Below are 22,209 nucleotides of genomic sequence, written 5' to 3'. Positions count from 1 at the left end.
GGCCGCCAAGCCGGAAACCGACCTCAAATCCTTTTCAGAGCGCGGTTTTTTCATACGAGCGATGAGCTTGGTCTGGCAATGCAGAGGCCGGATCTGCACCTGAGACCACCGCCAGATCGCTTCGCCCGAGCCGGGCGCTTGCATGCGCATGGTATTTCGATGTTTTATGGAGCCTCGGACAAGGGCGTGGCGATGGCCCGAGGTGCACCCGCCAGTCGGAAGTCGGACGCTCGTTGAGGAATTCGAACTGACGCTTCCAGTCCGGCTCTTAGATGTTTTCGCGCTCCACGCAGTCTATGTTGAGGGTGGTGTCTTTGATTCCGAGTATGTCGACGAGCTCGGGCTCGCCAAATTCATGAAGCGGCTCTGCGATCGCATCACCATGTCAGACGACGCAGCTCCTAGCTATTTCTGCTTAGATCAGAAAATGCTGACACGTCCTATTCTAAGACGGGAAGTTGGAAAGTGCCCTTAAGAGGTTCGATCCCAGCTTATTATAGCGGTCACTAGCCGTCCAACCGTCCTTCCTCGGCTGCCCAATTGCCCAACGCCCGAATGCCATTGCAGCCATGCGAACTATTTTTAATTGTATCTTATTTGAGCTTGCATCCCATTTGATGATGGCCATGATAGAATCATGGTGGGGGAAAAATTCGACCTAGAGAATGTAATGCAGCAGATTTGGATAGGGCGCGCTTCTACGCCATTTCCGGGACAGATAGTTCCGCCAGATCCAGCTGCTGCAAGAGCCGCAGCACGAATCTTGGCCTCTACTGGAGGTTCGGGTGCTTCTCGGCTGTTCAACAGCGCGCCGTGCCTTGGCGTATGGTCAACTTTGGCTCCGCTGGCGGAACATTACGGCGCGGAAAGCGCGGAGATCTATCGTCATCTCTCTGACGCCCTCGGTATTGATCTTCACGATCCCGCCAATCGACCGTCCTTCAAGCGAAATTACAGGAGGGCGGCCGCACGAATCGGTGTCGCACTTTCAGGAAATCATCCCACCAGCCTGTTTTTCGCCCCACTCGGGGTTGCCGATGCGCAGATTCAGCCTCTCGCAGACGCAATTGTTGCGGCCATGGCCCATCTTGGGCCTCCCGCGACGGAAGATACATCAATGGCCGTCGCCTGGCAGCGCAGGCTGCTTGCCTGGTGCCCCGAAGCACTGACCCGCCTAAGGGCCGCGGTTCTGTTCGATAAAGTCGGCCACTACGCGGCAAGGGCAAACCGATGGCGCATCGGCGAAAACCCCGAGTCCGGTCGTGACGAAATCCTCTTTGCGGCGCTCGATCGCGCAGCAAGGGCCCAGGGTGTGCGCCGCGAAGTCATTGTCGCGCCTCCAGCACTGACATGGCTGAACGAATGCCTGGCGCTCCTGCCCGAAACTGCGCATGTCGCCCAAAGCGTCGTGCTTGGCGCTTTTCCAACCAGACTGATCGGGGGCGTGCCCTTGATACTGCCTCAGCCATGGCAGGATTATCTGGCCTGGAAAGCAGGCCGCATCGAATCCATTTCCTGTGCGCCACTTGCCGGTGAAATCCTTCTCTTCGACGCCGACACAGGGATACTTGCGACCCGCGCAAGCGTGACATGCGGATCAGTCGAACTCCCCGGTCGGCGGATCATCGCGCTTGCGGCCAGCGACTTCGATGCCGAATCGTTCGGCCCTGCGGAGATCGCAAAGGATCCCCGCTTCCGCGTTGCATGGCTGGAGCTCGACGGGAGCCTTGAGCTAACCTTCGCGAATGGCGAGCGCATCGTTCTCTCGAGGAGCATCGAGCCGTCATTGCGGATCGATGCCCGCCCCATCGGCCGATCGTCAACGCGTCCGCTCTACGGAGGAGACGGTGCGCTGGAGGTCCAGCTCAATCCGGCGCTGCCCGGCGACAGGATCTTGCGACTGTCGACCGGCGCATCCGTGCGTCGTCTTGCCGTCACACCTGATGCGGATGGACGCGCCCGGATCGATTTGCAGATGCTTGGACTCAATTACCCGGGGGATCCTGTTCGAGCGATATTCGATATCCTGGCGCTCGGCGCTAAAAAGGATTCGGATGCGCGTTCGGAGCTGCGCACAGTGGCATTTATCTGGCCGGGCGTCCAACGAGGCAACAGTGGCGATATAGACGATGCACCGCTGCCGTCGACATTCAACGTACCGCGATCTGCCGGGTTTGAGACGGCACGCGGGCGTCTGTGGATGAACCCTGAAGCGGCTGTCGATGCTGCCATTCTGGCGGTCGAGATCGATGGCGAGCTCGTCGAGTTCGCCTGCCCCTTCAGGGGAACCCGTCTTTGGTGGCACCGGATCGCTACCGGCACCCGGGAACGGGTCCCTCGCGGAACGCAGCTTGTTTTTGGACATGTCAACCGCAACGATACGCTGACAATACAGGCATCGGCCTGCCGGGCAGACGTCAGGGTTCTCGGCCGGCTCAAGTCGGCGCCATTGGTCGCGCGGTCGGAGTTTGCAATCGGTGCCGAGTTGCTCGAATCAAGTGGTGACGACCGCATTCTGCTGGAATATCCGGACGGGACTTCCGAACTGCTCGCGCGAGTAACCCGCACGAACGATCCGATCGATCTAACTGTCGGGGCAGCCGGCGACGCTTTGACCGTGACGTTCCGGCCGCAAAATCCAATCGACGCAATCGGCATTCGGATAGAATCGACGGACGGGGCCGTGTCGGCAGGACAGGCTTCGTTAGGCGCGCGTTCGGTCGACTCTCGGCTCCCGCGAGCTACGACCATTAGGCAGCTGAGCGACGGGCGCGTCGAACTGGCCGTGACCTGGCCGAAGGACGCCCCGCCGGCCCGCCTGGAGGTCCTCACGCGATCTGCGAAAGCGGAGCATTTCGAGCTCCTCCGTGGTGCGGATGGTCACCCAGCCGCGATCGGATTGCCGGGACGCGATCCCGCGCCCACGACACAGAACCTGACCACGCTCGCGCGGCTTCTTGCAGAGCCGACGACCATGGCGCTTGGCGGACAACTGGCTGCTGTGCTCGGGCCATATCATCAAAAGATTATCTCCGAGCTTGGGCGCGATCGCGCCGCCTCGCGCATATTGCCGGCCCTAGCTGTCGAGTGTCGTTCCGGCGGGTTGCCGCGCGCCGATATCCTGACGGGTGCTCCATGGCTGTTCGAGGCGCCCCTGACGGCCTTCACGCGGCTTGCGACGCACCCCGAGCTTTCTGCCTTGGGTCGCATGGCCGGCCTTGATGCTCCCAAGGATTTGCCAAATCCTCGTGGTGACGATCCGCTTCGGCAATGGCTGGAACGGGTGGGGGTCGGCGACGGCCTGCCGCGCGAACTTGGGGCAGGAGGGCTGGATGCGGCATTCGTCGCCTTGCGGACCAGGCTAGCGCGCAGGGACCTTGCGGAAATATCCGGCGACGGGCTGGTTGGCAATACCATTCGGCTACTGGCCTCCGTTGATGTCCCCGAACTCGACCGGCTGAGGGCTTTCGACCGGATGATGGGGCATGACATCTTCGCAGCGCGCCTGGTGTCGCTGATCGAGCGCTTTGCGCGCGCTTCGCGCCTGAAGTTAGCAGAGCCTGCCCTGAAGGAGATGGTTCGCCGCACCGGACTTGCGCCACCCGAAGTTGGCGCGGCCCTCACATTGGTTTGTCGCACCGGCGTCGAGGCACTGGCCTATTTCCTGATGGTTTGGGATCTCGCGACGCAAGAACATGAGCAGAAAACATTAGAAGCATGAACGATCTCGATCCAAACCGCTTTCGCGATATCTTGAATACTTCCCTTGGCCGTTTCGTCGCCACGTCCTCGCCGATCAACGAAGTCCGTGCTCCTGGCCTCGCAGCAAGGGTCAGAGAGGCCGTGCGCGCTCGGGAGCTTGTCAAAGGCCCCTATGTCGAGACACTACCTGACTTCGAGAAAGGCCGGTCCCTCGAGCAGCTCTCCTTTGACGGAATACTCCATCCCGCCTGGCAGGAGATACGTTCGACGAAACCGCGCGTCTGGGGCCGTCAGCTTCATGCCCATCAGGAAGCGGCACTGCTGAAAGAAGACAATTATCTAGTGGCGACCGGCACAGGTTCGGGAAAAACGGAAAGTTTCCTCTTCCCTCTGGTCAACGATATCCTGAACCAGGGCGATCTGGCGATTCCAGGTGTGCGGGCAATCCTCGTTTACCCTCTGAACGCTCTGGCCAACGACCAGCTGACGCGAATTGCCACACTTCTTTTCCGGGATCTTGGCAACCCGGGCATCACCCTGGGGCGCTATACGGGCCAGGTCAGTTCGCGGGCAACGCGGGCCGAAGAGGAGACACGGCTGAAGGCAAGTCCCACCTTCGCGGAAGTTTTCGGCGAGGAGGCTGAGGTTCCGGACGAGTGGTTACTGTCGCGCGAGGAGATGAGAGCGCGCCCTCCCCATATTCTGATCACCAATTATGCGATGCTCGAGCATATTCTGCTGTTGCCCACCAATCGCAATCTCCTGCGCGGCGCGGATTTGCGGTGGATCGTGATAGACGAGATCCACACCTACGCCGGTGCCCAGGCGATCGAAGTGGCTTTTTTGCTGAGGCGCCTCAAATCGCATTTGGGTCGAACCTTAGGGGAAACGCGATGCGTCGGCACGTCCGCATCGCTCGATCCCGCGCGGACAGCAGAACTCGCCGATTTCGCCGAGCGCCTCTTCGGCGAACCGTTTGCCGGCGCGGGTTCCGTCATCACCTCACAACGACGGCGCCATCCCGCGTTCCTGTCGGCAGCAGCGAGACCAAGTGGGCTTACACCTGCCAACTGGGCCGACGCCTTGCGCCTTGCGTCGATCGCAAGAGAGCAGGCGCTTGCCGGGAACGACGTCACGACGGATGACTGGAACTTCGAATGCGGCTTGGAAGGGCTCAACGCCCTGCAGGTTTCGCCAGCCGCAAGCCTCGGCGACGGCCTGATCGCTCTGCTCAGTCAGTTCGAGGAGGTGCAGTCGCTTGCGTCGGCGCTCGATCACGGCGCAGCAACGCTTGATTCCCTGGCCGCTTGCGTCTTCCAGAGTTTCCCACCAGACGAGGCTCGGGCAGCGCTTGTCGGCATGATTTCGATCGCCGTTCTGGCGGTGAGCCCTGATGGGTCTGTCTTTCCGCTGCTACCGGCCCGCTATCATATGATTGCATCTTCGGTCGATCGTGTCGGCGTGAGCCTGGATGCATCCGATCCGGAGGGCGCCGGGATTGTCCACATTGGTGCCACGCGGGACGAGAACGGCTCGCCGGTCTATCCGCTTATGGTGTGCCGCAATTGCGGAGAGCCTTACCTTGAGGCCTGGGACAGCGGATCGTCACTCGAGCCGGAAAACACGGGGCCGAACGCACGCAGATTGCTCCGGCTGACGCCCGGCGCCTTCGCGGAAGAAGATGATCAGGAAGAGCCCGACAGCGCTGACACGCCGCTGATCGTTCATATCGATCCGGCAACCGGCTTGCCGCTGGAGCCGGATGAAGCCGGGGCCGTGGCTGTCGAGCTGATTCAGCCACGTCCAAGCGACGACGAGGATGTCCCGCATCTCAGGGCCTGTGTGGCATGCGGCCATCAGTCCGCACGATATCTCGAACCGATCACCGCCGTTCATCCCGGCGACGAAGCATTCTCTGCCGTGGCAGCGCAGTCGCTACTCGAAGCCCTCCCCAGTCGAACCATGCAGGAGGGCCAGCCCATGGGCGGGCGAAACCTTCTCGTCTTCTCCGACAACCGCCAGGATGCGGCCTTCTTTGCGCCCTTCTTCGAACGTACCGCCCGGGATATGGCGATCCGCGGTGCCATGCTGCGAACCCTCGAAAGAGGTGGAACCGAGATCGATCTGGACAACCTCGTCAGCTCCGTCAGAGCCGAGCTGCGCGACGATGGACTTCGATTATATTCCGCCGGTTTGGATCCGGTTCGCCAGGAAGGGCCGAATGAAGAGCGGCGCCTGAAGGCCCATATCGCCGCGGAGCTCAGCGTCTTCGGTCGTGGACGGCTGTCCCTCGAGGGCTTCGGTCTCGTCACGGTCGGCTACGAACATATCGACCGGCCCATTCGAGCGGTCGAGACGACCTTGCCGCCGCCATTGAGGCCCTATGCCGGCGATATCGTCGGATATCTGCTGAAATGCGCGCGCGAGCATCGAGCGTTCGCAGGCCAGGGCTCGGGGGGCATCGATTTCGCCGACGAGTCGATCTGGAACCGCGTCAATGCCCAGGAGGGCCGGCGTGTTGTTCGTGATCGCGTTCCCAATGCGTCACTGGCTTTGAACTACATCCCCTCTGGGAGCCGCGACAATCGTTTCACCACTCTGCTAAAGAAAATGGGAGAGCGGGTTGGCGTTGAGATGGATGGCAATGCCTGCAGAGACGTGCTTGTCGCCTTCTTTCGGTCGCTGCAGGGAACCCGCTCCATGATGGCGCCCCACCATGGGGGGCTTGGACTGAAACTCGACCGATCTTTGCGGATCGCGCCAGGCCGCAATAGTCCGCTCTATCGATGCAGCAGCTGCGGAACGCGCACACAGTTCAACACTGCCGGCGTATGTCAGTCCCGTCGGTGTTCAGGAAATCTTGAACTGATGGACCTTTCTTCCCGGCAGGCGCTGTCGGACCAGAACCACTATGCCGCGCGTTACTTCGAAAGGCCCAAGCTTGCCATTGCGCGCGAGCACACGGCAGCAATCGCCAGCCACGTTCGAAACCGGATCGAGGAAGATTTCAAACGCGGCGAGGTAAATCTTCTCTCCTGTACCACGACAATGGAAATGGGTGTCGATCTCGGAGACCTCGAAGCCGTGCTCTGCAAGAACGTGCCCCCCTCCATCGCCAACTATCAGCAGCGCGCCGGCCGCGCCGGACGAAGGGCTCAGGTGGCGCCGATCGTCGTTACGACCGCACGGTCCGGTCGCTTCGACCAGGCCGTTTTTGCCGAATTCGGCGCCTATCTTTCCGAGCGGCCACGGGTGCCCTATCTCAGTCTCGATAATGCGGGCTTCTTTCAGCGCCATCAGATGTCGGTGGTGCTCGCCGGCTTCCTGGATCATAGGCTTGCCGGCAATCCGCGCACCGGCGCTGCTCGTCTGCGCGACGTCTTCGGACAGATTCTGACCGACAATGAAAAGCGCGCGTTCGAGGCAGATCTCAATGCCTGGATGACAAGTCGGGACGCGGTCGCATCGATTGCCGCAGCAGCCGGGCTGTCCGAAACTCTGCCGCCGGAGCTTAGAGCCATCGGGCTAGGCCCGCACGCACTGGAGGAGGCATTTCGCTATCGCATCAGCGATTTTGCAAATGCCATATTCGGCCGCTGGCAAATCATGCAGGAGGGGATCGAGGAGCTTGAGACGCGGCGCGCCGGTTTTCAGTCAACGGATGCCGATCAGATCACCCGCGTCGATAGGTCGCTTGCGGCATTGCGAACGCAGCAGGCGCTCTATCTCAATCAGTTCCTAATCGAGCAGCTCTCCAGACGCGCAGTCATTCCGACCTATGCTTTTCCCGTGCACTCTGTTTCGTTGGAAGTCCTGACCGGAGCGCGGCAGACAAGGGAGGCGGCGCCCCTCGAGCTCGATCGCGACGGAGGCGTCGGCATCACCGAATATGCTCCAGGCTCTGAGATTGTGGCGGGAGGACGTGTCTGGACGTCGGCCGGAATTTCCAAGCGATCGAGGTTCACCGGCGATGACACCTTCGTCGAACGACAGCAACTGCGTGTTTGTTCAGCTTGCGGTTGTCCTCAAATTACCGAAGCCGGCCTGGAGCCGAGCCCCAATTGCGCTCAGTGCAATGCTGCCTTTGAAGGCGCAAACCGCACTCGACGATTCATCCGGCCTCGGGGATTTCTGACATCCTGCAATGATGCGGATGGACGCGATCCAGGCGCCTCGAGACTGCGGCCGACCATCGCCGACGACGCAAGACTCCTGACGCATGCGCCGCGAGAGCGTTATGAAGCCACAGACGTTGCGTCCATCCTCAGCTTTCATGCGCCCGGTTCCAATCGCCCGGATTATGAACTGGGCCGAATTATCAGCATCAATACGGGAAAGAAAAAGGGTGGTTTTGCCTGGTGCCGGCATTGCGAGCATGCCACGCCGGCAGAAGGCGATGGCCCTGGTCTGCGCTGGCAGAAACCACGCGGTTTAACCCTGGCAGCGCATAAGAATCCGCGGACCGGCCTCGATTGCCGCTTTGATCAAAACCAACCCGTACCCGCCGTCGACCTCGCGCATGTCTTTGAAACCGATGTGCGCGCCTTTCTCTTCTTCGGCGGAGCGAGAGATAGAGACGGAACGCCGATCGTGGAGTCGCCGCAACTATACCGGACGATGCAAGAGGCGATCAGGTTGGGCGCAACGCGCCTTCTCGAGACAGATCCTCGCGATATTCGTGCGCTCCTCCAGTATCTGGAGGGCCAGCCGATTGTCGTCCTTTACGATGCCGTATCCGGGGGCGCCGGTTACGCGGCTCGGCTGACGCGCGACGCCGGATTTGCGATGCGCGATCTGCTTATCGCCGCCCGTTCCGTGCTAGACTGTACCAACCCGCACTGTGGCCGGGCTTGCGTCAGATGCCTGCACGACTACTCCAATCAACGTATTTGGCATGAACTCGATCGGCAGCCGGCGCTGGCATGGGTCGAGGCCATCCTAGCGGAACCGCAGAACTCTGGACTGAACCGATGCTCCTAAATCCAATCCCGAATCTGCCCCAGCACCAGAATGCGCGTGAAGGTTCATTTCGGTTTGACTTTCTTGTCACCTTAAGGAGGCTCGCCGACGGGCTCGAACTTCGCGACTGCCTCAAGGCTATTTCGTCGTGGCCGCAATTTCCGTTGCGGTCGCTTTCGCCTGACGTATTGGAGTTTCTGATAGAGGAAGGTCGCTTCAGTGTCAGAGAACGCAAAGCGATGATCGCCGAAATGGGCGAGGCGATCGATCCTTTCGACCCGCGTGCTTTTTACGAGACCTATCTGGAGCGTATTGAAGCCAGACCACATGCCGCCTGTTTCTTCGAAGAACTCCTCTTTTCCGCTCTGTCGCCCAACAAGGTGCGTCGCAAGCTCGAAAAAAAACCTGTCGGTGCCCTGCGCCTGGCCGCTCGACCGGCCCTGAAAAAAGAGCTCTCGAAGTTTGCTGACCAGGGTGACGCAGCACCGTCAGTTGATCTCATACTGGCGGTCTTTTTCGAACACGCCATTTCGGCATTCCAGGACATGAAGGACAATCAAACCGAAGCTGAATTGCGGATCGAAAGACACGCCTGCTTCAAGGGGTCGGCGACCACCGTGCCCACCGCCGGACAGCCTATCGACAACGCCACAGATAAAGCCGAAGCCAACAATGGCGTCGTCCTGAGCGATGATGTCGACGCCCTTCTTTCACGATCGGCAATCGACCCTGACGCTTTCGATGACGCAATCACGCTACTTTACCAGATGCTCGAAACCCTCGAGCCGGAGGCGCCGGCGACGGCATTTGATCGCTTTGCGGCGCTCGCCGCGGCCCTGCCGACATTGGCCAAGGCCGCCTTGCAGGATCAGGAGTCGGAAGCCCTTGCCAGGTCTTTGGAAGATCGTGGCGGGCCGCCGGCAGCAGAGACCGTCATCTGGATTCACGCCGAAGGTAACAAGGCCGCGATGCCCGAACTTCTGGCAGCGCTCGATTCCTGCGACAGCGCCGCTGCGCATGCCCAGCAAGCTGTGACAGATGCCAAGAAACGGGCGTCCGAACTGCTCATCGACGATGATCTTGCAGGAACGCAAGAAGCTCTGGCCGAGGCCAGCGCTCAGAAGGCCAGATGCGATAGTCTGGAGACGCTTAAAAAGGCCGTGATGACCGCGCTCTTGGGCGTTGTGGCAGATGGCCTCGGGTCTGATGTGCTCACCACCGCCGTCGCAGCGCTCGCAGATGCGATAGCCGGAAAAGAAATGCCAGGTCATTTTGAGGCCTTAACCGTCAAACAGCCTCTGGGCGACGCTGCACCGTCCGCTGTCGCCGACGTGTCAATTGCGGAAGACGAAGGTGACGATCGAGCGCCAGACACTGACGGAGAGATTGAAGACGGACCAACTGACAGTTACTCCGACCAAACACAGGACCATGGCACGCACGGCGAAATAGATGTCGCTCAGGATGATGCATCGGTCCCCGGCACGGCCGAGCAAGGCCTCGTTATGGCTGAAGGCGGTGTCGAAGACAGTCCGGAAGAAGCAGATCCCAATGCGCCGCTTGTAGGACTGATTGCGGAATTGCTGCAAGCCGACTGCCTCAAGGTTGCCTCGGATATTGCTCTCGCAACACCCAATCCGCCGACCGATGCGCGTGTCCTGCGGGCGGCTTCGCTGGCCCGCTCGCCCGGTGTCGGCTTTACCCCGGCGGCCCAGCGGTTGGCGGGGGTCCTTTCGGAAGTGGTGGACCAGTCTCTCAATTCCACCAGCAGTGCATTGCTGTTCGGGGCAGCGCTTCATCTCACTGTTTTCTCCCCATCGGCGTTTTCGCGAGCGCGCCTTGGAGCGGTCAACCTCGGTGCCTTCGGACCCGCGTTGAATGAGCTGCGCAACGTCGTTAGCGAGCTCGATTACCAGTTCCCACCGTCACCCGACATTCTGGCAAGGCTGGCTGGCGTGCCCCGCGAACCAAGACGCGCACGGATCCTTCGTGAGCTTGAGGTATGGGCAAGCGAGACGTCCAAGAGAAGCGGCCCCTGCCAGCCATCGACGAAATTCATGCACCGCGTCGCAAGCACCAAGGGAGGTATCGGGGCCGCTATCGATGCAATCAAGTCAAGTTCGCCCGATGTTCAGGCCGTCGTGCAACAAGCGCTTGACCGCTATGGCACTTATGCGGCCCTCGACGACAGCATCGCAGAGGAAAACGCCGCGTTGGGTTCCCGCTCGACGGTTCGATTGCCTCGGACGACTGTCGACTATCTCGCTCGCCGACTCCAGATAGCAACCGATCTCTTGAGTTCTTGGTCGATCGCTGCCGGTTCGGAAGTAGCCTACGACCGGCGCCGCGACGACACCGTCCGGAGGACCGCAGAAACACTCAAGTCGCACCTAATCAAAGCGGCGGACAATCTTCATACGCTTTCCAGCCGGCACCATGCTACCCTCCATGATCGGCTTCAGGGCGCGGTGGCGGACTGGATCGCCGAGCGCATTCGCGATGTCGAGACGAGCTTGGCCGGCGCCGACGTCGTTTCGCCGCCGGCAATGGAGATCGAATCGAACGAGCTCGATCGACTGCCACCACTTGTTCGCAGCGCACTCGCATCTGGAGATGGAGCTGAGGCTGCCCGGCTGCTTTCCCAATCCGGTATTCCCACCATCTCGGAGGCGATCGAAAAGAACAGGACGGCCGGCGCCTTTGCCACGGCAGGTCGCCTGGGACGATCAGAAAACGCGCCGGTACTGTTGCGCGAGCAGGGCGAATTCGCGTTGAAATTGCGCGTCCTGACGGCCGCTCTGTCCCGTCGCGCAATTACGCTGTCCAAGCTCGATCTGCACCAACAGGAATACTATCCGCCATTGGCGCAAACTCTCGACGATTGCGGCCAAGCCTTCAGCCAGGCAGAGGAAGGTTCCCGCTCGAACAATGTGGAGTGGCTGCGCGATCTCGACGAACAATGGCGTCAGATTTCAGCGGCGCAAACATTCCTCGATGAAGCGGAAGCTGCAGTCAGGCAAGGCCAGATCTCGCGCGTTCGCGATCTCAAAAACTCGGTCAATCCGGACGATGCTCAGATCATTCTGCGACAAATCTCCGACGGCATGACACTGGAAGCGATCGAAAACCGGATCGCATTGTTGCGCGACGGACGCTCCATTGAGTTTCTGGATGGAAGTGATGATGACGGGCCGATGAAGGCCTTTTCGCCGACGATCGTGGATGCAGCCACCACCGAAAACTGGCCCAACACTGTCGAAGAATACGCGATCGCGTTTTCCGGTGACGGTCTCCTTTCGACGGAGGCCGACAGGCTGGAACCGGCCGTCGACCTGATGCGAACTCTGACGGACATCCAACGATCCGTCGCCGGAAATTCTCCGGCGGTCGCGAAGATACGAAAGCTCTTCGAGGATCTCGGCTTTCTCGGTCCTGTCCTAGATGAGATGGCGCGCGTTCAAAGTGCCAAGGCCTGGACCTTTTCGTTGCGGGCAACGGTGCGCACGGAGCCTGACAACTGGTTCTTGCCGCCTGTCTTCGGTTCGCGGGCCAAGGGTCGCTACCGGCTGCTGATCGCAGACGGCGCTGTCCTGCCGGAGACGCTCGTGCCAGCGCTTGACCAAGATGAGCCAGCAATCATTCTTATAACAGCAAGGCTCGACACGTTGCGACGTCGCGAGCTTGCAAACCGGCTGCGAGGAGCTGGCCAGCCGGCAGTTCTCATCGACGAGACGCTCGTTGCCTTCGTTGCGACCCGACGAGAAACGCGTATCGAGGTGGTTTTTGCTTGTGGCCTGCCTTATGGGCGTGTCGAGCCCTATCTGACAGACGCGACTGTGTTGCCAAAAGAGATGTTCTTCGGACGCGAGCTCGAGATCCGAACAATCATGCGACGCAGCTCGGACGGCTGCCTGGTTTACGGAGGACGGCAGCTCGGGAAATCCGCGCTCCTCAGCCATGTGGAAAATACCCGGCACAATGAGAGTGAGGGCCAGATTGTCGTTCGCGACCAGGTAACCGATCTTGGGCTTCCGAATGATCCCGCCAAAAACATCTGGAACCGGCTGCACGCAAAGCTCAGCCTAATGCAAGGTATCGTTCGACCCGACAGCCGCGGCGACCGCGACAAGATTGCCGACAATATCAAGCTCTGGCTTAGTCAGGACACCCGCCGACGCATCATCGCCTTGTTCGACGAGACGGATGAGTTCATGTCGGCCGAAAGCACCAGTGGCTTCAGGGAGATCACCAAACTCAAGGATCTGATGGAGAGCACGGACCGGGCCTTCAAAGTTGTCTTTGCCGGATTGCACAATGTTCAGCGTCTTCACAACGTCTCAAATTCCCCGCTTGCCCATCTGGGCGAACCGATCGTGATCGGCCCTCTCAATCGAACCCTTGAGGACAAGCGCGCAGCGTACGAACTCGTCGTTGCGCCGATGAGGGCGGCAGGCTTTCGCTACGAGACTCAGGAAACTCCCGACAAGATTCTCGCATTCGCGAATGATTATCCTTCGTTGGTGCAGGAATATTCTAAAGGATTGCTTTCGCAGCTGCACCGAACCAGATCGGGACGAGGCTATGCTGTCGCTGCAGACGGTCCGCTCTGGACAATACCCGACGCCACACTTTTCGAACACGAGAATTTCAGCCGTATACAGGAAAACATTCGAAAGAAATTCCGCTGGACGCTCGATCTGGACGTTCGTTACGCGCTTATCGCCTACACTCTTGCTTTACTCTCAGCCGAGGGCAGGGAGCGAGACGTCCTCCATGAAGGCCTTCCACCGCGTGATATCCTGGACGCAGCAACCACCCACTGGCCGCGCACGTCGGAGATGCTGGACGTGTCGGCCTTCGAGGTCATCCTGGACGAAATGTGGGATCTCGGCATTCTCGGTCGCCGGCTCATTCCCAATACAACGCGCTATCTCTATTGCCTGCGTTCGCCCCAGGTCGCCGCGATCCTCGGAAGCTGGGAGGACGCGATCGATGAACTCGAGAAGATCAAGGATCGCGAGGGGAAACCAAATTACGACAAGGCCACCTATCGCCGCGGAGTTGCGATCCGTGCCAGCCGTCCGCTCTACATGCCGTTGACTGACCTTCAGATCGAGCGGCTCCTCGATCCGGCCGCCCCGGGTGTCAAGATTGTCTGCGGCCTGAAGCTTCTTGGCCTCGAAAAGATCGGCAAGGCCTTTGCCAAGATAAACGAGGATCTGGGGCTGCCTGGCTCGAATCCTGAAACTGTGATCCAGGTTGAACAAACGACAACGACCAAAGAATTCCGCAAGATGCTTGATGCGCCGATCAGCCGTGGGATCGGGATGACGATCCTCGTCCACGAGAGTGATGTATCCGATGACATCGAGAGACTTGTCGAATTCGCGGGGCGCCACCCCAAAGTCATTGCCGGGCACATCCGACCGATTTTCCCGGTCGACGCCTTGGATTCCCGAATGCGGCATCTTGCGGCGCGGCGCAAGGAAGGCTCCGTCTATCTGTCGCCATGGGGCGTGGAGATGCTGAGAATGCATATGCGCCAGATCGAAGGGCCGGCCGAGCTCGATACGCGCGAGACAAGACGCCGTGTTCTGGAAGCAAGCGGTGGCATACCCGATCAGGTCGTGAGCGCCGTGCAAAAGCTCATCTCGGCTGAGGATCTTAAACGAGCATTAGACGAGCTCGGGGACAAGTTCTTGCCGCCGCAATCGCTTCTGAAAGAAGACCTGATCGCGTGTCTGGAGCCTTTGACCGTCACCGACAACCTGGAACTTTACACGATGCTCGACGAGGATGTCAGAAAACGCTTCGGAAAAGACCTCGAGACTTTGGTGCCGGATCTCCAGGCTATGGGTCTCGTCGAGCGATGGTCCGCCAAGCACGGAATCTTTGCGCCCTCGGCGCTTGGAGAAGTTTTGCGCCGCCAGGTCTCTGTTCGAGCCTGATCGAACCATCCTTAGTAGGTAGGAAAGTTTGTACTGACGCTTTCAATGGAGGTGGAGCTACGAACAGAGATCGCGAGTGCAACCGCTTTGTCTTCAGAATTCTCAAGAACGGATTTCCGGGGGACATAGAGCCTTTCCCTGGAAAAATACTGCACTCAGGTCGCTCGTAAACAAAGTGGTCTCGATAAGTCGCGCTGCATGCCACCGGTAATCAAATCACTCCCCACGCCCGAAACCTCCCCCTCCCGGTCATCTCGCGCATGCCAAGTTCCAAAACGATCCGCCGCGCCGCCTGTGGTGTGACGTCCAGCGTCTTCGCCACCATCCCGGCCGCCACGAGCGGTTTTGCCATGACGAGCTCGATCAGCTCCGGCAATTTCGAAGACGTTCGTCTTCCCGCCAGCTTGCGTTCCATCATCTGCCGGGCAAGTGCTAGCCGGTCATGTTCTTTCATGCCGATCTCAGCGGTTGCCAGCACCCCCTGGGCGATGGCGAGCAGCCGGGTTTCGCAATCGCGATGCCGGCGCCGATCGACGGGAATGGTTTTCAGGCCGAGGTTGATCGCGGCGAGATGAGCACCCGAGGTGATGCCGGCTTCTCGCAGGATCGATGCGGCCAGCAGCCGGCCGAGCCAGGGCGCGTGCTGCAGCACCGACAGTTCGTTCCAGGCATCAAGGGCAATGATCGCCTGCAGCACGGCGGGCAGGTGCTCGGCCTGGCGCAAGACGCCGCGCCATTCGTCGAGCCGGGCATCCTCGTCCCAGTCGAGATCGTAAATCATCGGGTCCTTCTCGGCTGCAGCGCGGCCTCTGACCCCGCCAGGCCGAGCCGCTTTCTCGATGGCGGCTGACGACCGGGCCAGGGTCGCATCGATAGCAGCATAGTCGACGCCGGGAAGGTCCTCCGCCTCATCACCATAATCCCCCTCCCCTTCCAGGACGACCGGGAGCGCGGACCGGAAGGTGCTCGCCGGCTCTACCGCCTCGCCCGCGTCGGCCGACGTGATGTCTGACGTTTGTCGCAAGCTTCGGATACCGTCGGCGGAGAGCGCCCAGGCGGGTGGCTGGCCAGAGATGCGCCGGCGTGTTTTTAGAACGTCGCGGGCGATGGTGAGTTCGTGGGTGGGTGTGCGAATATCCCGCGTGGCGTCGTGCAGGACGAGGTCTTCGAGATGGACGAGTTCACCGTTGATCCACAGCGAGGCGCAGGCATCGGTGAAATTTTGCCGTTCGAGGAAGCCGCCTCCAACCGGCGAGCGGGCGATCCGCTCGTCGAGACGGGTCAGGGCGATGCCGGCGTCGAAAGCTAGCCGCATCAGGGCAGTCATGCTGATTTTCGCGAGATCGTAAGCCATTGATTTTATGGTAAACGATTTCTTAAAGGAAATCTATCTCGGGATTAGGTTTCCTCACTCCTCACGATGCGCCAGCGCATCGCTGGCCATCGATAAGTAACGCTTATCGATGGCGAGCCATCAAAGTCATTTTCTTGCCATCTCGCCCCACTGTCTGTATGTTAAGGCTACGTTTTCGACGAGGCACACTATGTCCGAACCCCAACTTTCCATTCGCAGCAGCAAGGCCCGTGATCTGGCCCATGCCCTCTCCCGCCGGACCGGGCAGCCGATCAACCGGCTCGTCGAGCTCGCGCTGGAGCGTTATGATCAGGAGCTGCGTGCGGAAACCACCCGCTATCCCATGGACGCCGTCTGGGAGTTGGCCGCCGAGGATCTCGCCAAAATCGCGCCCGGCACGACGTCCAACCACGATGAATTCTACGATGAGAACGGTCTGCCAATATGATCGCCGTCGATACCTCTGTCATTATCGCGATATCCATGAAGGAGCCGGAGGCGGAGACCTTTAGAACACTGATGGGGCGTGAGCCGGTCATTATCGGCTGGCCAACCCTGTTGGAGGTACGGATGGTTCTGTCGGGCAAAGGTTTTGTCAGTGCAGCCAGGATCGTTGGGCAGCTTGCCACAACTGTGAATGTCACGACCGTCGCATTCGATGAGAAGCACTATCGCGCAGCCGAAGACGCTTTCGAGCGTTTCGGCCGGGGACGCCATCCAGCTGCGCTCAACATGGGCGACTGCTTCTCCTATGCCGTTGCCGCAATCGCCAAGGCACCGCTCTTGTTCAAAGGGCCCGACTTCGGGCAGACGGATCTCAAACTGCATCCCGCGTCGTCGATGACATGACAGGCGCTGGCGCAGACACCGTCGATCGCCGTGCCCACGAGCTCGACACCATTGCTGCAGTTCTCCCCATGGAGCGGCGCGATGAACTGGCCGAGCTTCTGTCCGACCAGGATATCGAGACGCTGCGCCATCTGGTCAACCAGGGTATGGGCGCCAACACTTTACGTGCGCTAACCTCCGACCTCGCCTACCTGCAGGCATGGTCGTTGGCGACATCGGGACGATCGCTGCCGTGGCCCACGCCGGAGGCTCTCCTGCTGAAGTTTGTCGCTCACCATCTTTGGGACCCGGAAAAGCGTCTGACGGATCCGGATCACGGCATGCCAGCGGAGGTCGAGGACAAGCTTCGTCTCCAGCGGTTTCTCCGGTCGTCAGGTCCCCATGCCCCCGACACCGTGCGCCGGCGGCTGGCCACCTGGTCGACGTTGACCAAATGGCGCGGGCTGCAGGGTGCGTTCAACTCCCCTGCTCTCAAGTCTGCCATCCGGCTGGCGGTGCGCGCAACGCCGCGACCGAAGCGGCGCAAGAGCGCCAAGGCCGTGACAAGCGATGTCCTGTCAAAGCTGATTGGCACCTGCCGGACCGACAGCCTGCGCGATGTCAGGGACAAGGCGATCCTGATGCTTGCCTTTGCCTCCGGTGGTCGGCGCCGCAGCGAAGTGGCGGGGCTGCGTAAGGAGCAATTGGTCATGGAAGCGCCGATCCCCGTTGCAGGATCAGCTCCCCTGCCCTCGCTGTCCATCCATCTCGGTCGCACCAAGACCAGTGGTGCCGATAACGAAGAGGTTGTCTACCTCACCGGTCGGCCCGTCGACGCGCTGAATGCCTGGCTTGCCCTTGCCAGGATCGACAGAGGCAGTGTGTTTCGGGCGATCGATCGCTGGGGCAATGTCTCACAACGTGCGCTGGATCCGAAGGCCATCAACGATATCGTCAAGCAGCGCGCGGCCATGGCAGGGCTGGACCCGGCGGAGTTTTCAGCCCATGGCTTGCGTTCAGGTTATCTCACCGAAGCAGCCAATCGCGGCATTCCGCTCCCAGAGGCCATGGAACAGTCACGGCACAGATCCGTGCAGCAGGCTTCGGAGTATTACAACAGCGCCACCCGACGGAGCGGCAGAGCGGCGCGACTGATGGACTGAAAAACTCCCATGAGCGGCGCTTTTGTGACACTTGTTTTCCTGACAGATAAGCCCGCTGATGAGCGGCCTACCTACGAGAGCAAAATTCAGTGAAGTGCGTGAAATTAAGGCTGAGACGACGACCGCATCCCAAGCCGGATTAAGGCGACGCTACCCGGTCTGGTGTTCTGCAGCTTCAGGCACAGCCAAGCCGTCCATCATCTGGATAAAGATGCCCTTGTCGCTCCAGAGTTTCCAGCGGTTATACAGCGTTTTCGCCGGGCCATATTTCTTCGGCGCATCGCACCACCGAAGCCCGTTGCGATTGACGAAAATGATGCCGCCCAGCACGCGCCGATCATCAACACGCTGGCGGCCATGGCTCTTGCGGAAATAGGGCTGAAGACGAGCCATTTGCTCGTCAGTCAACCAGAACAAATTGCTCATCAGTCAGGCTCCTGTCCGCCGCTCTGAATCATAGCCGTCAATTCAAATCAATGGGGCCTGACACTAGAAAGCCTTTGCGTCGGCTGCCCATTGGGCCGGGAAAGCTTCATTCCGAACCACAGGATTGCATTCCGAGATCTCAAATCTCGCGAGCTTCAGAACGTCGAATGGGTCTTCGGCGATCATTGCTTCGATCGTCGCGATCGTCTCGGCGAACGCCAGAATGAACCCTGCCTTTCCGCCTTCCAATGGCCCTGCAAACAGGATCGTCCCGGCTTTGGTGTAACGGGCGAGCCAGCCCTTGTGCGTATCGAGATGCGATTGGATGTCTTCGATCGGACGGATGTAAGTGAGTTTGATGGCGTACAGCATGATGCTTGTTCCTTGGTTCGTTCAGGCAGCGACGAGTGCGGCGGCGATGGCGGCTTTGGCAGAGGCAATGCCCTTCTGACGGATTTCTTCGCCGCGGGATGCGCCTTCAGCGCGAACGAAACGAACGTCATGGATACCAAGGAAACCAAAGAAGGCCTTCAAGTAGCTTTCCTGAAAATCCAACTGGACCAAGGGGCCTTCGAGGTAGAAGCCGCCCCGGCCTGAAGCGATGATCACACGCTTGCCATCTGCAAGGCCGATAGGCCCGGTCTCAGTGTATTTGAAGGTTTTACCGGGCTGAGCGATCCGGTCCAGCCAGGCTTTCAGTTGGGTCGGGACAGAGAAGTTGTACATCGGCGCACCGATGACGATCACGTCACTGGCAAGGAACTGCGCGACCAAACGATCCGAAGTGTCCTTTTCGTGAAGCGCCGCGGCATCGAATTCTGTCTTAACATTGGGACGGAAGCCGGCGGCCACTGCTCCGTCCATATGGCTGATCGGATCTTCAACAAGATCGAGATATTCAATTTCGACGTTTGCGTTGCGGGTACGCATTGCGTCGATGATCGTCGCGGTGAGATCTCGTGTGATGGAGCTGGCTCCCAGAATGCTGGAGTCGATGTGAAGGATCTTCATGTCTTTCTCGCTATCGTTGACGTATGTGTTCTCAGTTCCGCGGCTCATTGTCCTGCCTCCCGAGCAGCCTGATCGATCAGATCGGCAACCGCATCAGGATGGGAGATGAGGGACATGTGGCTGGCGAATAGGGACGTGACGCTCGCGCCGATCTGGCGGGCGATGGCTAGCTGGACCTGTGGGGCGAGCGCGTTATCGTTCTCTGTCTGCAGGTACCAGCTTGGTTTATTATGCCAAGCGGCGTGGCTGATTTTGCCAGCGAACGTCGCTACCGCGATGGGCTGCTGGAGCGCCGCCAGTTCAGCCGCTTTGTCCTCTGAGACATCAGCCGCCATAACGTGGCGATAGGCCTTCGCATCGTCGAGCCAGATCAGCCCGTCCGCGTCCGGAGTGAGGCCTGCCATCGGCGCGTTCAGGCGGTTCAGAAGATCGCTGACGGACTCGCCGCTATCCGGCACCAGGGCCGAGAGGTAGACGAGGCCTTTCACGTTTGCGGCGTTGCCAGCCTCAGTGATGACAGCGCCCGCCCAAGAATGGCCCACGAGCAGCACATCGCCCGTCTGGCGGCGTAATACTCGATTGGTCGCAGCGACATCATCGGCGAGCGAGGTCAGCGGGTTCTGTACGGCGGCAACACGATATCCACGCGCCTGAAGCCGGCTGATGACGGGAGCCCAACTGGATCCATCCGCAAAGGCGCCGTGGACGAGTACGATCGTGCCGATGGCGTGCTGTGACGGAGCGGCCTTGGCTTCGCTCGTCGACAGCGAGAAAGCCAGACCAAGGGAGGCCAGAATCCTGCCGGTGATCCCTGACCACGGCATTGCTATTGCTGCTATCTGCGGAAAGCCGGTGCTTCGATGTCTCGATATTTTCATTTCTGAGGGCCTTGATGCATTGTTGAGGCAAATATACCTCTCCGCCGCCAGGCGCTTCAGATGGCAAATTGGACATCCTTCATGCAAAATTCGCCAATCGACATCTCAGCTCGTACCGTGAACGTGGCAGTGATCGCCGTGGAGGGAAGCCTGCTGTCGGCGATCGCGGGACTTGCCGATCTGTTCTGGATCACCAACCAGGCACTGCGGGCACCGCCGGCGGGAACTGCGGAGGGCTTGCTCCATCACACGCAGATAGTTTTTAACACGACGATCGTCAGCGCTGACGGGAAGTCGCCTCCGGCCGCACAAGGGCGGCGCATCCCCGTAGACTGTTCGTTCGACGAAATGGGTGCATGCGATATCGCGCTTGTCGCTGGCATGGCATTGGGGCCTGATCGTCTTCCACCGCTGTCCGGTTCGATCGAGACGGCGGCGGAATGGCTCCGGAACAGGCATAAGCAGGGCACCGTCGTTGGTGGAGCCTGCGCTGGAACATTCATTGTTGGCGAAGCCGGGCTTCTTGATGGTCGACGCTGCACGACCACTTGGTGGCTGCATCACGCGTTCAAGCGGCGTTTCCCGAAGGCCCGGCCGGTTTGGGGAACGGCAGTCGAGGAGCAGGACCGCGTGATCACCACGGGCGGGCCGCTATCGTGGATCGACCTGGCGCTGCACGTTATCAAGCTTACTGCCGGCCCGGAGATCGCCAAGCTTGCCGCTGATGTATCGGTCGCTGATACCTTGCCGATGCCGCAGATGATCTATGCGCCGCGCGGTTACGTCAATGCAGCCGCCCCTTTGCTGCTACAGGCGGAAGAGATCATACGTCATGCAAGTCCGGGAATGACGGCAGAAGCACTTGCCGGCGCACTGAACCTCAGCGAACGGACACTGCACCGTCGGCTGAAGGAACTTACCAACGAGTCGCCAAAGAGCTTCATGACGCGAGTCAGGATCGAGATGGCCTGCGTTCTCCTCGAAACGCCAGGAGCGAGCGTGAAACAAGTGGCACAGCAGTGTGGTTATGGCGATGACACGGCCTTCCGGCGCGCCTTTATCCAGTTGACCGGCATGACGCCGGCGGACTATCGGCGCTGGGCGGTGGGGCGACGTTTGCGAACAGAGCAACGTGAGTTTGAATAGAGGGCGAAGGCTTCAAAGCTGAAAGCGCCCTGACAACTTCAAGTCGGGGCGGCGCACTTTCTCAGTGGCGACCTCGCATTCGAACGCATCTGCGAGTGTGTGTTTGATCGCGTGCAGGGAATATGATGTTCATGACCGAATTGAAAGCGTGAAGCCGCCATCGCATGGCCCGGCATCTCGCACCGGGACGCTGTTCGCCCAACCTACTTTTGCCTTGAAAGGATGTAAACCGCTGACCACCAAATGTCGTTGCTACCGCGCAATGTCCGGTACGTTTTTTCGAAGACCACGGAGGAGCCAGTCACGAAAGACGATGACGCTAGGATTGTGGGATTTGCGTTCCGGATAGACGAGATGATAGGAGTCGTCCGACTGCACCGGCTCGCCGAATGGCATATGCAACTGTCCGCGCTGAAGTTCCTCGCGGATATAGGAGGTCGGAACCACCGTAAGGCCAAGCCCGTGGAGCACGTCAGGCTTGATAAAGGCTAGGCGGCGTTACTGACAGACGACGCCTTGATGAGCTCCTCGATAAATCCGCGTCCGGCCGGACCGGGCAGAGAGTCCGCCCTGTAGACCACGGACATCGTAATCATGGCTGCTGTCGTCATGTCAGCAATCTCCAACGGGACCAGCAAACCACGATCAAGGTCTTCCCGCACGACGTCCACCGGCATGCCACCCCAGCCGAGACCAGCTTTCAGGAGCGCGTGTTTCGCCCCGAGATCGTAAAGCCGCCAGGTCTTAGGCGCAAAGACCCGGAAATCCTTTTCAGCCGTAAGCTTCGAGCGGTC

General features: G+C 60.0%; 13 protein-coding genes and 1 pseudogene. 7 read left to right on the top strand and 7 right to left on the bottom strand.

The features are described 5' to 3' along the window. The first annotated feature begins 637 nt into the window (after positions 1 to 637). Genes FNA46_RS19815 through FNA46_RS19805 form a run of 3 tightly spaced genes read left to right on the top strand, consistent with a single transcriptional unit; the run spans position 638 to position 14,609 of the window. Positions 638 to 3,721, top strand: coding sequence for a hypothetical protein (locus FNA46_RS19815; protein WP_185969921.1), 3,084 nt, complete (start codon positions 638 to 640; stop codon positions 3,719 to 3,721). Further along, entirely contained in the window at positions 3,718 to 8,682 is a 4,965-nt protein-coding gene (locus tag FNA46_RS19810) for a DEAD/DEAH box helicase (RefSeq protein ID WP_143126938.1), read from the top strand. The genes FNA46_RS19815 and FNA46_RS19810 overlap by 4 nt, the downstream gene beginning before the upstream one ends. Next, the gene (locus tag FNA46_RS19805; RefSeq protein ID WP_143126937.1) at positions 8,673 to 14,609 is read left to right on the top strand and encodes a hypothetical protein; all 5,937 of its coding nucleotides are present in this window, start codon (positions 8,673 to 8,675) and stop codon (positions 14,607 to 14,609) included. The genes FNA46_RS19810 and FNA46_RS19805 overlap by 10 nt, the downstream gene beginning before the upstream one ends. A 211-nt stretch (positions 14,610 to 14,820) precedes the next feature. Here the strand turns inward: FNA46_RS19805 and FNA46_RS19800 are convergent, their stop codons facing one another. Next, positions 14,821 to 15,972, bottom strand: a complete 1,152-nt coding sequence (locus FNA46_RS19800; protein ID WP_143126936.1) for an RHE_PE00001 family protein — start codon at positions 15,970 to 15,972, stop codon at positions 14,821 to 14,823. Between the two features lie 181 nt (positions 15,973 to 16,153). Here FNA46_RS19800 and FNA46_RS19795 point away from each other — a divergent pair, with 181 nt between their 5' ends. From FNA46_RS19795 to FNA46_RS19785, 3 genes are read left to right on the top strand one after another with little or no spacing between them, the layout of a single operon-like run. Then, positions 16,154 to 16,411, top strand: a complete 258-nt coding sequence (locus tag FNA46_RS19795) for a type II toxin-antitoxin system VapB family antitoxin (RefSeq protein WP_143126935.1) — start codon at positions 16,154 to 16,156, stop codon at positions 16,409 to 16,411. Beyond that, positions 16,408 to 16,812, top strand: coding sequence for a type II toxin-antitoxin system VapC family toxin (locus FNA46_RS19790; RefSeq protein ID WP_143126934.1), 405 nt, complete (start codon positions 16,408 to 16,410; stop codon positions 16,810 to 16,812). Before FNA46_RS19795 ends, FNA46_RS19790 begins: the two co-directional genes overlap by 4 nt. Continuing rightward, entirely contained in the window at positions 16,809 to 17,954 is a 1,146-nt protein-coding gene (locus FNA46_RS19785; protein ID WP_143126933.1) for a site-specific integrase, read from the top strand. Before FNA46_RS19790 ends, FNA46_RS19785 begins: the two co-directional genes overlap by 4 nt. Before the next feature lie 156 nt (positions 17,955 to 18,110). On the opposite strand, the pseudogene FNA46_RS19780 reads toward FNA46_RS19785, so the two are convergent. The 4 genes and pseudogenes from FNA46_RS19780 to FNA46_RS19765 all read right to left on the bottom strand — a co-directional run. Continuing rightward, positions 18,111 to 18,380 (bottom strand): annotated as a pseudogene (locus tag FNA46_RS19780) (transposase); the annotation flags it as partial. Positions 18,381 to 18,443: 63 nt separating this feature from the next. Next, on the bottom strand, positions 18,444 to 18,752 hold the full coding sequence (locus tag FNA46_RS19775; RefSeq protein ID WP_143126932.1) for a YciI family protein: 309 nt from the start codon (positions 18,750 to 18,752) through the stop codon (positions 18,444 to 18,446). 21 nt (positions 18,753 to 18,773) lie between these two features. Next, positions 18,774 to 19,391, bottom strand: coding sequence for an FMN-dependent NADH-azoreductase (locus tag FNA46_RS19770; RefSeq protein ID WP_143126957.1), 618 nt, complete (start codon positions 19,389 to 19,391; stop codon positions 18,774 to 18,776). Positions 19,392 to 19,435: 44 nt separating this feature from the next. Continuing rightward, complete coding sequence (locus FNA46_RS19765; protein WP_185969920.1) at positions 19,436 to 20,215, bottom strand: alpha/beta fold hydrolase; 780 nt, start codon at positions 20,213 to 20,215, stop codon at positions 19,436 to 19,438. 135 nt (positions 20,216 to 20,350) lie between these two features. On the opposite strand from FNA46_RS19765, the gene FNA46_RS19760 reads away from it, so the two are divergent. Next, positions 20,351 to 21,415 carry a GlxA family transcriptional regulator gene (locus tag FNA46_RS19760; protein ID WP_210245904.1) on the top strand — a complete coding sequence of 355 codons (1,065 nt, stop codon included), beginning with the start codon at positions 20,351 to 20,353 and terminating at the stop codon, positions 21,413 to 21,415. A 252-nt stretch (positions 21,416 to 21,667) separates the two neighbouring features. Here FNA46_RS19760 and FNA46_RS26660 read toward each other — a convergent pair whose 3' ends face one another. Both FNA46_RS26660 and FNA46_RS19750 read right to left on the bottom strand, forming a co-directional pair. After that, entirely contained in the window at positions 21,668 to 21,886 is a 219-nt protein-coding gene (locus tag FNA46_RS26660) for a LysR substrate-binding domain-containing protein (protein WP_210245903.1), read from the bottom strand. A 17-nt stretch (positions 21,887 to 21,903) separates the two neighbouring features. Then, positions 21,904 to 22,209: LysR substrate-binding domain-containing protein (locus FNA46_RS19750; protein WP_246103224.1), on the bottom strand; the 306-nt coding region annotated here is incomplete at its 5' end.

It is taken from the genome of Affinirhizobium straminoryzae, assembly GCF_007004135.1.
Classification (GTDB): domain Bacteria; phylum Pseudomonadota; class Alphaproteobacteria; order Rhizobiales; family Rhizobiaceae; genus Neorhizobium; species Neorhizobium straminoryzae.
Note: the sequence above shows the minus strand (reverse complement) of the source record. Positions and strands in the feature narration are given on the sequence as shown.